We start from the raw sequence: 15,726 nt of genomic DNA, 5'->3' as shown, positions 1-15,726 counted from the left end.
AATTGTAGAATTGGTAAATCTGATAAATAAGTTATCTTTCGCAATTTAACTTACTTATTAGAATGACTAATTTTTTAAAAATTATATTCTTTGTACCCTTTATAAGCTTTATTCTTACTATTACTGTCTTGTTTAAGGTTCAGGCGCAGGAGCTAGCAAAAAACGAAGCCTTGCTGTTTGCATATTTTAAAGGTAACGGCGACGGATTACATTTTGCTGCCAGCACCGACGGCCTGCATTGGTCGGCTTTAAAAAACGACAGTATCTTTCTAAAACCCCAGCTTAGTCCGGATAAACTCTTGCGTGATCCCTGCATTATTAAAGGGCCGGATAACTTGTTCCACATGGTCTGGACGGTGAGTTGGAACGCCAAAGGAATTGGGTATGCCAATTCTCCGGATTTAATTCATTGGTCGGAGCAGCAGTATATTCCGGTGATGGAGCACGAAGCAGGCGCCCGCAACAGTTGGGCTCCCGAAATAACTTATGATCCCAGGCAAAAGCAATACATTATCTACTGGGCCACTACCATTACCGGTTTGTACCCGGAAACCCAATCGAAAGAAGAAAACGGGTACAATCACCGGATGTATTATACCACTACCGCCGATTTTAAAAAATTTAGTCCGACCCAACTGTTATACGAACCAGGGTTTAACGTAATTGATGCCACCATTGTACCCAATGGTACCGAATACCTGATGTTTTTGAAAGATGAAACCCGGGAACCACCCCGGAAGAATCTGCGGATTGCCCGGAGCAAAAACCTGACGGGGCCTTACAGTGCCGCCGGACCACCCATTACCGGTAAATACTGGGCCGAAGGACCTACTGCTTTAAAATTAGGCAAAAACTGGATGGTGTATTTCGATAAATATACTGAAGGCAAAATGGGCGCCGTTACCTCGCCGGATTTAAAAAACTGGACGGATGTTTCAGCTAAAATTACTTTTCCGGCGGGCGTGCGACACGGAACAGTTTTTAAAGTTACCCGCCAAGAATACGAAAATTTAAAAAAGCTGTAAATTTAGCTTAAACTCCTGCGCAAGCTTTATCTATCTAAAATCGGCTGCTATAATTTGCGGGTGCATGTTGCTAGCTTCGCACTTTCCGGTAAAGATTCGCGTTACGCTAGTACTTTCTGGCACTTACTTATGCACGCACAAAGATTGGTTGCCCTGGGCAAAGTAAACCGCAAGGAAAGCCCGTTTCTTACTTCAGCATGAATTTTAAATTTTTTCTGTTTTTTCTACTTGGTTTAATCTCTTTCCAGCCTATAATGGCGCAACCCGGCCAGTATAAATTTACCCGGATTGCCAACGATAAAGGTTTAAGCAATAATCAGATTAATTGTATTTTAGAAGACAGCCAGGGCTTTTTGTGGTTCGGTACCATGACCGGTTTAAACCGGTACGATGGAACTACTTTTAAGACATTTCGCCACGATAGCCGGGATAAAACAACCCTGCCTAATAATTACATCCTTTCGATTTATGAAGGGCCGGAGCAAACTATTTGGGTAAATACTAGGGCGGGTTTAAGTATTTATAATCCCGTAACCGAATCGTTTGAACCTAACCTGCGCCGCTGGATGCAAAAATACGCCCTACCCGATTCGGCGATTACGAAAGTAGTAAAAGATCTGGCGGGTAATTTTTGGTTTGTGCACAATACGCAAGGCTTGTACCAATACAATCCTAAAAATAAGCAAACCCAGACTTTTACCAATCAGGCAAACGCGCAATCGGCATTGCACTCCTCCCAGTTATCCGATTTAATTCAGGACAATAAAGGAAATTTCTGGGTAATTTACCGCGATGGTATGCTGGAAAAACGAAGTAGCTCCAATTGGGCATTGCTTTACTCTTCGCACTACGTGCGGCCCGCTACCGCCGGAACAGAACAAAACTTTAAGCTTTTCGCCGACGATGCGGGCGATATTTGGATTTACCAGGAAGAAGTACCCCTGGGAGTTATTTACTTAAATTCTAAAAATTTAAAATTTAGCCGTTACCATCGGCAATCGCAAAGCCTACCTTTAAATAATGACCTGGTGCGCAGCATTGTGCAGGAGCAAAATGGCAAAATCTGGATTGGTACTGATCATGGTGGCGTAAACGTGATTGACAAGAAAAAAAATACAATTGAGTACCTGCTGCAAAACCTGGACGAAGAACAAAGTATCAGCCAGAATAGCATTTATGCTTTGTACCGCGACAAGGCCAATATTATCTGGATTGGTACTTACAAGGCCGGCATTAGTTACTATCATCCCAACAGCAATAAGTTTCCGGTTTACCGGTATCAGGCAGCAAACCCGGCCAGTTTACCTTACAACGATGTGAACCGGTTTGTAGAAGATGCTCAAGGCAATATTTACATTGGCACCAACGGGGCCGGCTTGCTTTATTTTAACCGGGCCACCAACCGTTTTACGCAGTTTACGCATAACCCGCACGATAAAAATAGTTTAAGCAATAACGTAATTGTAGGCATGCACCTGGATAAGCAGCAAAACTTGTGGTTGGGTACTTATTACGGCGGTTTAAATAAGTTTGATGGTAAAACTTTCACCCATTACCAGCATCAGGCCGATGACCCGCATAGCTTAGCCGACGACCGGGTTTGGGAAATCTACGAAGATTCTAAGAATAATTTGTGGGTAGGTACTTTGGGCGGCGGCCTGGACTTACTGGACCGGCAAACCGGGAAATTTCAACATTGCCGGGCTAACGCGCCGGGTTCAATCCATTCGGATTATATTTTTTCTATTACCGAAGATAAAGTTGGCAATTTATGGGTGGGCACCGCTTACGGAGTAGATAAAAAAGACCATCGAACGGGCAAGTTTACTCACTACGTAAATAATAACAACAACCCCCAGGGCTTAAGCAGCAACAATGTTGTTACGGTTAAAGAAGATAGCCGCGGCTTAATCTGGATTGGCACGAACGAAGGATTAAATATTCTGGACCCGCTTAAAAATAAGATTTACAGTTTCCGCCAGGAAAACGGATTGCCCGATAATGCCATCCAGGGTATAGTAGAAGACGATCAGCAAACCATGTGGCTTTCCACGCAGAACGGTATCTCTAACGTAAAAGTCTGTAAAGCAACAACCAACGCAGGCTACACCCTCCAATTTAAAAATTACGATGTTTCGGATGGCTTGCAGGACAAAGCTTTTAACGACAACGCTTTTCTGAAAACCAGGTCCGGCGATTTACTTTTTGGTGGTAGTAACGGTTTTAACCTATTTCATCCGGGTAAGCTGGGAGTAAACAAACAAGCACCGGCCGTGGTTTTAACCAGTTTTCAGTTGTTTAATCAACCAGTAAAGCCCGGCGCTACAGTTCATGACCGGGTACTTTTAACCAAGGCCATAAACCAACTGCCCGAAATAACCTTGCATCATCACGAGAATATGTTTACCATTGGTTTTGCGGCTTTAAACTTTTTGCAACCCGAAAAAAATCAATATGCTTACCAACTAGAAGGTTTTAATGAGCAATGGTTAACCGTAGATAATAAATTGCACCGGGTTACTTTTACCAACCTGGATCCTGGTACCTATACTTTCCGGGTTAAAGCTACGAACAACGATGGCCTCTGGAACCCCAAAGGCGCGGCTTTAAAAATTACGATTCTGCCCCCGTTCTGGAAAACCAACCTGGCACTGGGGATATATATATTGCTGATAATATTGGCTTTGTGGCTGGCCCGGCAAATAGTACTGGGACAAGAAAGGCTGAAGTACAAATTAGCCCAGGAGCGCTTAGAAGGCCAGCGCCGCCATGAACTGGATATGCTTAAAATTCGGTTTTTTACCAATATCAGCCACGAGTTTCGCACGCCGCTTACTTTAATTTTATCACCTTTAGAAAAATTACTAAAAGAAAATAGTAGCCCGGGCGAGCCAAACAAACAATTACAACTTATTTACCGCAATGCCCGCCGGTTGTTAAATTTAGTTAATCAATTGCTCGATTTCCGGAAAATGGAAGTTCAGGAAATTGCCTTACATCCTACGCCGGTAGATGTTATTCCTTTTATCCGCGATATTGTTTATTCTTTCTCGGACATTTCAGAAAATAAGAATATTCAACTCACTTTTCAGGCTACGGTAGCGCACCTGCAAACCCATCTGGACCAGGATAAACTAGAGAAAATACTGTTTAACTTGCTTTCTAATGCCTTTAAGTTTACCCCTGAAGGCGGCAAAGTTTCGATAGAAGTAACGGTAGCCGATTTTACTACCGATGTAGAACGCAAAAATCTGGTTATACAGGTAAAAGATACCGGTATTGGAATTCCGGCAGAAGATCAGGAAAAAGTATTTCAGCGCTTTTTTCAAAGCGATTTACCGGGTTCTATCATTAATCAGGGCAGTGGCATTGGTTTGGCCATTACCAAAGAATTCGTGAAACTGCACCACGGCCAGATTACCATGCAAAGCTTGCCCGGCCAGGGAACCTGTTTTACCATTATGTTGCCAGTAGTACAGGAAGAAGTAATTTTACCCGAAATTAGCCCGGCCGCCAGCGAGGTTCGGGTTTTAAGCGCCCTGGCATCAGCAAATCAAACAACTTTTAAAAATGAAAATAACCGGAAAAAACCGGTGGTACTACTTGTAGAGGATAACGAAGATTTCCGGTTTTACCTAAAAGATAATTTGCGGGTTTTTTACCGGGTAGAAGAAGCAACAAACGGCAAACAAGGCTGGAACCAGGCTGTTTCGCTGCTCCCGGATTTAATTGTGAGTGATGTAATAATGCCCGAAATGGATGGCATGGCTTTAAGCCGGAAATTAAAAAAAGATTCCCGCACAGCCCATATTCCGGTTATACTTTTAACGGCCAACGCTACCGAAGAACAACGCCTGCTTGGCTACGAAACCGGTGCCAGCGACTACATAACCAAGCCATTTAATTTTGAAATTTTACTTTCCCGGATAAAGAATTTAATGGGGCAACAAGCGGCTTTTCGTACGGCTTTAGAGCATAAATTAGAAGTAAAACCTCAGGATATTGCCATTACGCCGCTCGACGAAAAACTGATTCAAAAAGCCGTGGCCTTTACCGAAAAGAATATTGCCAACCCCGATTTTTCGGTAGAAGAGCTTAGCCGCGAACTAGGCATGAGCCGGGTTTACCTGTATAAAAAACTAACGGCCATTACGGGCAAAACGCCCCTGGAATTTATCCGGACGGTACGTTTAAAACGAGCCGCGCAGCTTTTAAGCCAAAGCCAGCTTACCGTAGCCGAAGTAGCCTATGAAGTAGGATTTAACAATCCGAAATATTTTACTAAGTACTTTAAACAAGAGTTTAACGAGTTGCCCTCGGCATTTGCGGCGGGAAAACGCGTAAAAGTTTAATCAATAATAAAAGCAATTAGTACTTAAAATTTTTAAAAAATCTGCTGCGGGGGTTACTGGTGTTCTTTTATAATACTTTACATAGCTAGTTGCGCATCCTTAACAGATCGCTTATATTTGAGTAAAAATAGCTTCCCCGCAAACAAGGTTTTAGCACTCAGGTTGTTGTTACATTTTTCCTTTAATCTATTCAGGCGAATCTCCGGGATTTATTGTTAAATTTACTCTTATTACACCTATCAAATCAAAATCCTTATAATTTACATATCTGTATTATTTTAGCAATTTTAGTATACTTTTTGTGCAATAAAACTTCTAATAGCTGTTATCCCTGTTCCCGCATTGTGCGTAAATAAAGCACCGGAATTGTTCCATTGGTTATTAAGTTTTGCCTTCACGTGATTTTTAAATAATATGAAAAAAATTTACCCTTGTTTATTCTTATTAGGTTGTCTTCTGAGCAGTTTGTCCTTGCAAGCTCAAACTGCTAAAAATATTTATCTAGGCTCGGTTAAGGAGGTAAAAGCGGCGTTTAAAGCTAATAATAAAGCCCGGCTTACCGCTGCTACTGCTAATAATATCCGCTATGTTATTCCTGGTCAACACCCCTTGCTCTTGTCGGTGAAAAACGCCGCCAAACTAGCTGAAAGTGAATTATTCACGGGCTCTGCAGGTACAGGTAAAAACAATAGTTTTTTTCTGAAAGTGAGTAAAAATAACTTATTCGGATATGTTGTTTTAAAAGATGAAAAAAGAGCTTACCAGTATACTTCCACTTCTACTGGCGCAGCTTATCTGCAAGAGGTAGATATAGATAAAGTTATTTGCTTTGACTACGAGCCTTTTAAAAGTAAAACTACCACGGTACCGAGCCAAACAGCTGCCCTTGCTGCTGCCGCTATTCCGGATTTGCAAAGTTTCCCTGGGGCCAAAGCGGTTGTTTACCTTGATTTTGATGGCGGTAAAGAAATTAATCCGTACTGGAACGATGGAAAAGCAATTGATGCTAAACCAGCTAATTTATCGCAGGCAGAAATAGTAGAAGTATGGAAGTTAATCAGCGAAGATTACCGGCCTTTTGTAATTAATATAACTACCAGTAAAACGGTGTATAAAAATGCCCCGGCTAACCGCCGCATGCGCGTTATTTTTACGCCTACCGATGTGGCCTATCCCGGGGCAGGTGGCGTAGCATGGCCAACTTCTTTTACCTGGGGCGATGATACTCCTTGCTGGGTTTTTAATAGTGGCATTAAAGGCGCCGGCGAAGCTGGTTCGCACGAAATTGGCCATACCTTAGGGCTAAGCCACGATGGCAGAACATCACCGGCAGAAGAGTATTACGAAGGACAACAGTCTTGGGCACCTATTATGGGTGTAGGCTATTACCGCAGCCAGGTGCAGTGGAGTAAAGGCGAGTACGCCAAGGCTAACAATAAGGAAGACGATTTAAAAATAATTACAACCCAAAACGGGTTTGGTTACCGCACCGACGATCATGGAAACTCTACTGCCAACGCCCGGCCATTGGTAGCATCCAGCACGGGAGTGGTGTTGGCCTCCGATAACAAAGGAATTATAACCACGCAATCCGACCAGGATGTTTTCTCGTTTACGGTAGGGAGTGGTTCTATCAACCTGCAGGTAAAACCCACATCCGAGTACACCAATTTAGATTTATTACTCACCCTTAAAAATAGCAGCGGCGCCACCGTAGCCACCGTGCCATACAACTCCCAGGACCAAGTGGCCGAATTAACGCCTTTACTCCCGGCGGGCACTTATTATTTGTATGTGGCGGGCGTTAAAGGCGAGCAAGGCGCTAATTCAGATTATAGTTCTTTAGGCGAATACGCTATTTCGGGTAGTTTGTCGGCTACCTATTGTACCCCGGTGGTAACGGGTGGGTGCAAAAGCGATTACATTAATGATTTCCGGTTTAATACCTTAACCAATACCAATTCAGGTTGTAACGGGCAAAAAAATGCTTATACTGCTTACGCACCAACCGGTTCTTTAACCACGCAGGTTTACCGGGGGCAAACGTACACCATCAGTATGAAAGGCGGGGCGTACTACCCCGAAGGTTTTGGGGTTTGGATTGATTACAACAACGATAACGACTTTAATGATCCGGATGAATTTGTATACCAATCTCCTAATCCAGAATTTGGCGTGACTTATAACGGCAAAATTACTATTCCGAAAACCGCCACTACCGGTAAGCGCCGGATGCGGGTACGGGCTAAATACTACGAAATGGTGCAGAAAGATGAGTTTTGCTCGCCATTTGAAGTAGGGGAAACCGAAGATTATACCATTACCATTGCCAATGCTGTGGTAGCTACCCAATGGGATTTACGGTATGGCGGCTCCGGTACCGAAGGGCTATCCGAAACTATTAAAACCACCGATGGCGGTTATTTATTGGCGGGCTATTCCAACTCTGGTATTAGTGGCGATAAAAGTCAGGCGGGTAGAGGCAACAACGACTATTGGGTGATTAAAATAGATGCTGCCGGTAAAAAACTCTGGGATCAGCGGTACGGCGGTAGCGGGCACGATTATTTAAATCGGGTTATTCAAACCCAAGATGGGGGGTATCTGCTGGCTGGTAGCTCCGAATCGGGATTAAACGGCGATAAAAGTCAGGCGAGCCGCGGTGGCCGCGATTACTGGATTGTAAAAATATCTAGTTCCGGGGCGAAGCAATGGGACAAACGCTTTGGCGGTAGCGGGTACGACGAACTGAAAAAAGTTATTCAACTTTCTTCGGGTGAGTATGTGCTGGGTGGTTTCAGCGATTCGCCGGCTGGGGGCGATAAAAGCCAGGGAAGCCAAGGTGGTCGCGATTACTGGTTGGTTAAAGTGAGTAACGCGGGTACTAAAATCTGGGATAAGCGGTACGGCGGTAACTTAGCGGATGTTCTGGAAAACTTTGCGCTGACCAGCGACGGGGGATTTCTGCTAGGGGGGCATCTTTATCCGGGCAAAGCGGCAATAAAAGCCAGGCCGGTAGAGGTGGAGAAGATTTCTGGCTCGTACGGACTGATGCAAAAGGCAATCAATTGTGGGATAAACGGTACGGGGGCAGCCGCGACGACCATCTGTATTCTATTAGCAATTTACCGAACAATGAATATTTAATAGCTGGTTTTAGCTCCTCCGGCAAAGACGGAGATAAGAGCCAGGCTTCGCAGGGAGGTAAAGATTTTTGGATGGTGAAGGTAAACAGCAGCGGAACGAAGCTGTGGGATAAACGCCTGGGTGGCAGTGGCGACGAAGAACTCCGGACGGTAGTTCGTAACTCCGACGGCAGCCTGTTGTTAGCCGGTAAATCTTCTTCGAATGCCAGCGGCGATAAAAGTCAGAGCAGCCAGGGAAATTCGGATTTCTGGGTCGTAAAAACAAGCAGCGATGGTACCAAGCAATGGGATAGACGTTTTGGTGGTAGCGGGGCCGAAGAGCTCCGGAATGTGCTGGTAACCGCCGACAGCGATTATTTATTATGTGGGCGCTCTGAATCAGGGATAAGTGGCGATAAAACACAAAACAGCTACGGCAACAGTGATTACTGGCTAATTAAAATGGATGCTATTATGCCAAACGCTAACAGCGTAGCGCAAAATACCGGAGCAGCCATGCCGGCGGCACCTGTAAACAAGCTTGGTCAGATAGAAAATGCCGTTGTTGGTTTAACCGCTTATCCAAACCCTTTTGCAGATCAATTAACCGTAAGCTTTGTTCCGGAGCAATCCGGGCCGGTTCAAGTGCAGTTGTATAATGGCCTTGGCCGGCAGGTAGCTACCCTGTACCAAGGCGAAGCTGTAGCTGGCAAGCACTACACCTACACCTGGCAACCTTCCGGGCAAATGAGTTCCGGAATGTATATTGTGCGGGTAACAACCGCTGGTAAAAGCTATCAGCAAAAAGTTATTCTGCAGCAATAATTATTTAAAATTTTAAAAATTTAAAAAATCCCCATTCTTGCTAACAGCAAGAATGGGGATTTTTTGTTTTTCGATACAACATTTAGTAGTAGTTGCATACCAGTGATGAAGCAAGATAAGCCTGATTCTAGATCTCTAAACTTTGCTTTTTTAAAAATCTAACTTTTAATGAATTACGTTTATTGTTTTACTGATTTCCTTAGAAAAATAAAAAAATAATATGTGAAAAATACTGAAGCGCATAATTACGGATGAGTTATTAGGCTTTTTCGTAGAAAAATTGTGGTTTAATTAGAACAAATAATTTATATTTACAGTATTAATACTTATAATGAACTAATTACGACGCTCTAAATCTACGCTTATGGTTGTTTTAATGGATACTATTCGAGGAAGTAACGCCCGGGTACCGAAAGATTTGTTGTTTTGTTCTGATTACGTTGAGATTTGGTATGATGCTGAGCATCAGTGGATTTATGTGGATTGGATAGGTTCGCAAAACTTACATACCATACAACAGGGGAGTCAGAAAATTTTAGGTTTTTTGAAAGAAAAAAACTGCAGTAAAATTTTAAATAATAACCACCAGGTGAAAGGCCCGTGGCTGGATGCCTGTTATTATGTGGCCGACGAGTTATTACCGCAACTTACGGAGGCCGGCTTAAATTATTTGGCCTGGATTCAATCTCCTAACCCGTACAGCCAATACTCTACCGAACAAACATTAGAAGCTACTAGTCTGGCCATTAAAAATCAAATTAGTACGTTTCAATCATTACCAGTTGCTAAAGAATGGTTAAAGTCTGTTTGTTAAAACTAATTTTTAAAATTAGTAACTAACCTGTAGTTACAAACCAAGAACGCCGGTACTTAATACCGGCGTTCTTGGTTTTATAGTTTGGTATTGGCTTGTAATCACTAAGTTATTTAACTATCAGCCAGGTATTAGCTATGTTATACGGGGCTTCCAGTACTATTTTGTAAAAATTAGATGGCCTAGAAGTTAAGTTAATGGTGGCTTTCTGGTCTTTTACGCGAACTGTTTTCATAAGCTTATATTCATCTTGGCCCCCGGTTTTATAGTTGTTAGTGGTGCTTACCCAAATTTTAACATCTCCCTTTGGGTCCAAAATCTGCCAGCTTATATCCAGTTTATTATTTTGCACTGAAGCAGTGGGTTTGACAATAGAAACATTACCAATAAAAGAGACGCCATCTACTTCCATTTCATTTTGTTGGGGAATAGAAATTTTTAAAAAACGGGCCAGGCTAGGCATAATATCTACAATACCGGGTTGCTGCTTAAAGTGCGCGTTTAAATCTTTGGCGTTGGTGGTGATCCAGGTGGTACGTTCGCGGTCTGATTGCCCGCCGTGGTGCTTGCCCTGGGCATCGCGGCCGTGGTCGGTGGTAATTACGATGAGCCAATCTTCGGGGTAGTTTTGCTGGCGGTGTTCAATGGCCTGCCAAATGCGCCCGATCTGGTTATCGGCTATTTCAACAGCCTGGTATAATTTTTCATCGTCGCCGTAGCGGTGGCCCATATCGTCGGGATACTCCAGGTACACCCAGGATAAGTCCGGGGCTTCAGCGCGAATATAACGGGCGGCTTCGTTGGCTACATGTTCATCAATCTGGTGGATGTAGTTGTGTTCTTTATCGTGCGGAAATTGAATTGTATCCAGCTCAAAGCCATCGATGTGATAATCTAATTGCAAATTTCGCGTTTGGGGCAAGCCTTCGCCGATTAATTTAGTGCGGTTATCGAGCCAGGTAGAATAAACAGCGGTCTTTTTCTCGGGGTACTGCGTTTTGAATAACCGGAAAATAGTAGGATAATAGTAGTTAGGAGCCGAAATTTCATTGTCCCAAACATTATGTTTGTTTACCCAGGTGCCGGTTAGTAAACTATTATAACCTACGGCGGATATAGTAGGCGTTTCGGAATAGCCGCCTCGTTGGCCACCCACGTAGGCTCGGGTGTAGCCGCCCAAAGCCGCAATTTTATTTAGATTAGGGGTGTTTTGTTTTTCCAGCACATCCGCCGAAATACCATCCACAATAATAAATACCGCTTTCTTCTGGCGGTTTTGGGCAATTGCCTTGTTGCTGGTATTGGGCCCCGTACAAATAAGGAGTGCCACGAGTACGTATATAAAATGTAAATGCATGAAAGTAACGATTGCCTTGGTACTTACTAAGTTTTATACTGGCTACAAAGCTAAGTTTTTTAAATAAACAGCCTAACGGCTTACCCGGTACTTTATTTCGGTAAGTTTATGAGTTTCCGGTTAATGCATTTTAAAAATATGTTAGTTTGCCTCTTCTATTTGATATTCTAAAATTAGTATAGCCAGCTTATTATAACATGGCACTTAGCGCGTAGGCTTGGTTTAAGATAATCTTTGCGCTTGGCAGACTAGGCCTTGATTTTTAACGGGTTTATTCATTTTTATCAGTAGCAAAAATCGGATATTAAAGGATTGTTATGTTTTTTTTAAATTTTAGTAATCTGAAAGTTAATCTTTTGTAAATTTTAATTTGATTTTAAAACCGTTGGTAGCGGCCAGCTACATTTGCCCGACGAAATTTGGCTTGCCAAGCATTTGCCGCAATAAATTGGCGGGCAGCCTCCATTATTTCTGTTACTGATTTCAGGTTAATTGCTATAATTATTATCTGCCATTAAAAACTAAAAACATGTTCAGACGAAATTTTTTAAAAAGCTTAGGTTTAGTAGGTGCTACCACCGCATTGCCCGTTACCAACTTATTGGCTGCTCCGCCACTAACTGCCACCATTCAGGGTAAAGTGCACGAAAACGGAAAAGGCATTGCTAAAGTAGTGGTAAGCGATGGTTTTAATGTTACTCAAACCGACAGCAAAGGCAATTACCGTTTATCGCCGCATTCCAACGCCGAATTTGTTTTTATTTCTTTGCCTTCGGGTTACCAGATTCCGCACGAAAAAGGCATTGCCCGGTTTTATCAACCCCTTCCGAAACAAACGCAAAATGTGGATTTTAACTTGGTTCAGAGCAAGCAGGATGACACAAAACATGCCTTTATACTGTGGGCCGATCCGCAAATAAGAAAAGAAGAAGATGCCCAGAAGCTCGTAACCCAATCGGCGCCAGATACGGCGGCGGTGGTTAAGTCGCTGGGTAATGTGCCGGTGCATGGCATTGGCTGCGGCGACCTGATATTCGATAAATTTGAATTATTTACGGATTACATGAAAGCCGTAGAAATTACCGGGGCACCTTTTTTTCAGGTAATCGGCAACCACGACATGGATTACTCGGCCCGCACCGACGATCAATCGCAGAAAAAATTTAAATCTTTATTTGGGCCAACGTATTACTCGTTTAACAAGGGCAAAATTCATTATGTAGTTCTCGATGATGTATTCTTTCTGGGTGCCGGGCACCGGTATATTGGTTACCTCACCGAAAATCAGTTAAACTGGCTGGAGCAGGATTTAAAATTCGTAACGCCGGGCAGCACCGTGGTGGTTTCATTGCATATCCCTACTAATAACCGGTCGCAGAAAAGAAACAATGCCAAAGAAGAACCTATTGGTGGCGTAGTTAGCAACCGCGACCATTTGTATAAATTACTGCAACCGTTTAAAACCCACATTCTGTCGGGCCACACCCATTATAGCGAAACCTGGGAAAAAGATAATATAATGGAGCATAACCACGGCACGGTGTGCGGCGCCTGGTGGAGCGGTGATATTTGTCAGGATGGCACACCCAACGGCTACGGCGTATACGAAGTAAACGGCGACGAACTAAGCTGGTATTATAAAGGTACCGGGCAAGAACGGAATTACCAGTTGCGTATATACCCCAAAGGCAGCGCCACCGACCGGCCGAACGATGTAATTGTGAACGTCTGGAACTGGGATGCGAAATGGCAGGTAGAGTGGTACGAAGACGGCGTTAAAAAAGGCCCGATGACTCAGTTTACCGGTTATGACCCTTTAGCAGTGCAGCAACAACTAGGCGATAAACTTCCGGTAAAACAAGAAGGAATCGAACCCGTACTCACCGATCACTTATTTGCCGCGCAACCTTCGGCCAACGCTAAAGAGATTAAAGTGGAAGTAACAGACCGTTTTCAAAATAAATATTCCGAAACGATTACCTTAAAAGTTTAAATACCTTCAGGTGCTTTGCCATGTTTATCCCACCGCACTAAAGGCAAGCTAAAAACAAGGGGGAAATGCACAATCCTATATGCTTGCTTCTTTGCGAAATATGGCACAATGAAACTTTAGAAGGGCTTCACTAACCAGACTGGAAATTGTTGCTTCTATTTAACTACTTACCAAATATTTACCAAATATTTACCAAATAGAGGATTTTATTTAGCAAGTATCTTACTTTTGGTGTTTGGGTTTACTGGTTTAAGTAATTTAATCACATAAAAACTCCCTTTCTAAGTCTTATTTTAGAAAGGGAGTTTTTTATTGGTAATATTTGATCTGAATATTTGAAGCGGGTACAAAAGTGTATAATTTATAACAAATTAATTTTTTGATACAACCAATACTTCTACAATTAAAATTGAGCAGAAAGCACTAGTGTTCCAAACTAATGCGATCGAGTAATGCCCTTGCGGTATCCGATAAATCGTGCACCGACATAACCAGAAAACCATCCAGCGAATTAGAAAATTTCGGGTCGATGTTAAAGCCAATGATTTTTGCGTTTTGCTGCAGGTATTTTTTTAATAAAATAGGTAACCGCAGGTGTTTAGGTTCTATTTCGGCAATCAGTTCGTCGAGTGATTTTACCGATTGGATGTTCTTGTGCAGCACATTTTCGGAATAATAAGAAGAACGCCGGTAGCGAAACTTTTTCCGGGGCACAACCAGCGACGCTAAATCATGATCAAAGAAATGTTCCCGGATAAATTCAACAATGATACTCTTGGACGTAGTAGAAAGACAATCGCTGATACTTACGGGCCCCAGTAAATACTGACAGTGTTTCTTATCAACTAAATACAGGGCAATGCCTTTCCAGAGCAGTAGCAAAGGCAGGGTTTGCTTTTGGTATTCCGCTCGGACGAAAGAACGACCTAACTCCAGCGATCGCTCCAGAATGGGAATAAAATGCTTTTTAATTTTAAAAAGCGAGTGCAGATAAAAACCCTGTTTGCCAAACTGCTGAAAAATTTCTTTGCCATGACCCAGCCGGTAAGCCCCAATAATTAAGCGGGTGCGGGTATCATACAAAAATAAGTGTTCGTAGTGCTGGTCAAAAGCATCCAGGTCAGTTTCTTGGTTGGTCCCTTCGCCTACTTCCCGGAAAGTAATTTCGCGCAAGCGGCCAATTTCCCGTAAAACGTGTGGTATTTGGGCGCTGGAGGCCAGATACACACGGTAGTGCTGGTGCGTGAATAACAGGTTTTTAGTGTTAAGCTGGTCAATATCCTGTTGAATTAAAGTAGCATCAGTTTCCGGAACCAAAGTTTTAGCGGTGGGAAATGGTAGCTTAGGTAGTCCATAATAACTTTTTTTAAAAAAGCTGGTTCCTAAGGCATAGGTTTTCGCGCGCAGAAAAGGTAACAATTCGGTTTGCGGCAGACGGATAAGTTCGGCGTAAGTAAGGGGTTTGCCAATCCGTATTTTAACGTTTATACCTTCTTTATTTAATAATTCGGCGGGTAGCCGCAAGGTGCGCAAAAAAGGATGCAAAAAGCCCAATAAATTAAAATACAAACTATTACCGCCGCTAAAGTAAATAGGTACCACCGGTACGCGGGCCTTGTTAATCAAACCTGCCAATCCGGCATGCCATTCCGGATCCATCACTTTCCGGGTGTTTGTTTGCCAACTGGAAACTTCTCCGGCCGGGAACATGCCAATTGGTACATCGTTCTGGAGCAAACGCAAGGCTTTCCGGACACCGGGCACGTGGTTTTGGTTGGCCGTTTTAAAAGGATTAACCGGAATAAAAAACTCTTCCATATTGGGCAGCTTTTTTAAAATTGGATTAGCTAAGAGCTTAAATTCGGGCCGGATGGTGGCGAGTATCTTTAAAAGTAGCAAACCATCTAAACCGCCGTAAGGGTGGTTGGCAATAGCAATAAACGCCCCTTGGGTTGGAATGCGGGCAAGCTCCCGCGGCTCTATTTCGTACTGAACCTGCAATTTCTCCAGAATAGAATCCACAAAAGGTAAGCCGTGCAGGGTGCTGGATTGCTGGTAAATTTGATTTATTTGGTCTAGTTGCAGCAAGCGCATCAGCCACGGATTTAAGTAGCTGATCCCTTTTTTTAAAAAAGTATTTGATTTGGCAAATTCTTCGGTGGATAGTATTTCCATTTACAACCTGGTGCTTTAATGTAGATTTCTTTTAAATCCTTCCGGGCCAATTTGCTTTAT

The 15,726-nt window shown here is 43.0% G+C and carries 8 protein-coding genes; 6 read left to right on the top strand and 2 right to left on the bottom strand.

The window, feature by feature from the left end:
• Nucleotides 1-62: 62 nt before the first annotated feature.
• The 5 genes from HUW51_RS24255 to HUW51_RS24235 all read left to right on the top strand — a co-directional run bounded on the left by HUW51_RS24255 (nt 63) and on the right by HUW51_RS24235 (nt 10,141).
• Nucleotides 63-1,025, top strand: a complete 963-nt coding sequence (locus HUW51_RS24255) for a glycoside hydrolase family 43 protein (protein ID WP_228466892.1) — start codon at nt 63-65, stop codon at nt 1,023-1,025.
• Between the two features lie 197 nt (nt 1,026-1,222).
• On the top strand, nt 1,223-5,377 hold the full coding sequence (locus tag HUW51_RS24250; protein WP_228466890.1) for a hybrid sensor histidine kinase/response regulator transcription factor: 4,155 nt from the start codon (nt 1,223-1,225) through the stop codon (nt 5,375-5,377).
• 414 nt (nt 5,378-5,791) lie between these two features.
• Nucleotides 5,792-8,524 (top strand): GEVED domain-containing protein, encoded by a 2,733-nt coding sequence (locus HUW51_RS24245; protein WP_185272158.1) that lies wholly within the window; start codon nt 5,792-5,794, stop codon nt 8,522-8,524.
• Nucleotides 8,446-9,327 (top strand): T9SS type A sorting domain-containing protein, encoded by an 882-nt coding sequence (locus tag HUW51_RS24240; RefSeq protein ID WP_185272157.1) that lies wholly within the window; start codon nt 8,446-8,448, stop codon nt 9,325-9,327. Before HUW51_RS24245 ends, HUW51_RS24240 begins: the two co-directional genes overlap by 79 nt.
• A 364-nt stretch (nt 9,328-9,691) precedes the next feature.
• On the top strand, nt 9,692-10,141 hold the full coding sequence (locus tag HUW51_RS24235) for a hypothetical protein (RefSeq protein ID WP_185272156.1): 450 nt from the start codon (nt 9,692-9,694) through the stop codon (nt 10,139-10,141).
• 109 nt (nt 10,142-10,250) lie between these two features.
• Here HUW51_RS24235 and HUW51_RS24230 read toward each other — a convergent pair whose 3' ends face one another.
• Nucleotides 10,251-11,471: an alkaline phosphatase family protein gene (locus HUW51_RS24230; protein ID WP_228466889.1), complete on the bottom strand. Its 1,221-nt coding sequence runs from the start codon at nt 11,469-11,471 to the stop codon at nt 10,251-10,253.
• A gap of 556 nt (nt 11,472-12,027) precedes the next feature.
• On the opposite strand from HUW51_RS24230, the gene HUW51_RS24225 reads away from it, so the two are divergent.
• Nucleotides 12,028-13,491: a calcineurin-like phosphoesterase C-terminal domain-containing protein gene (locus HUW51_RS24225; RefSeq protein ID WP_185272154.1), complete on the top strand. Its 1,464-nt coding sequence runs from the start codon at nt 12,028-12,030 to the stop codon at nt 13,489-13,491.
• Between the two features lie 423 nt (nt 13,492-13,914).
• Here HUW51_RS24225 and HUW51_RS24220 read toward each other — a convergent pair whose 3' ends face one another.
• Nucleotides 13,915-15,666 (bottom strand): lysophospholipid acyltransferase family protein, encoded by a 1,752-nt coding sequence (locus HUW51_RS24220; protein ID WP_185272153.1) that lies wholly within the window; start codon nt 15,664-15,666, stop codon nt 13,915-13,917.
• Between the last annotated feature and the right edge of the window lie 60 nt (nt 15,667-15,726).

The organism is Adhaeribacter swui (assembly GCF_014217805.1).
GTDB classification, from domain to species: Bacteria; Bacteroidota; Bacteroidia; order Cytophagales; family Hymenobacteraceae; genus Adhaeribacter; species Adhaeribacter swui.
The sequence above is the reverse complement of the archived record's forward strand: the minus strand, read 5'-3'. Positions and strand labels throughout refer to the sequence as shown.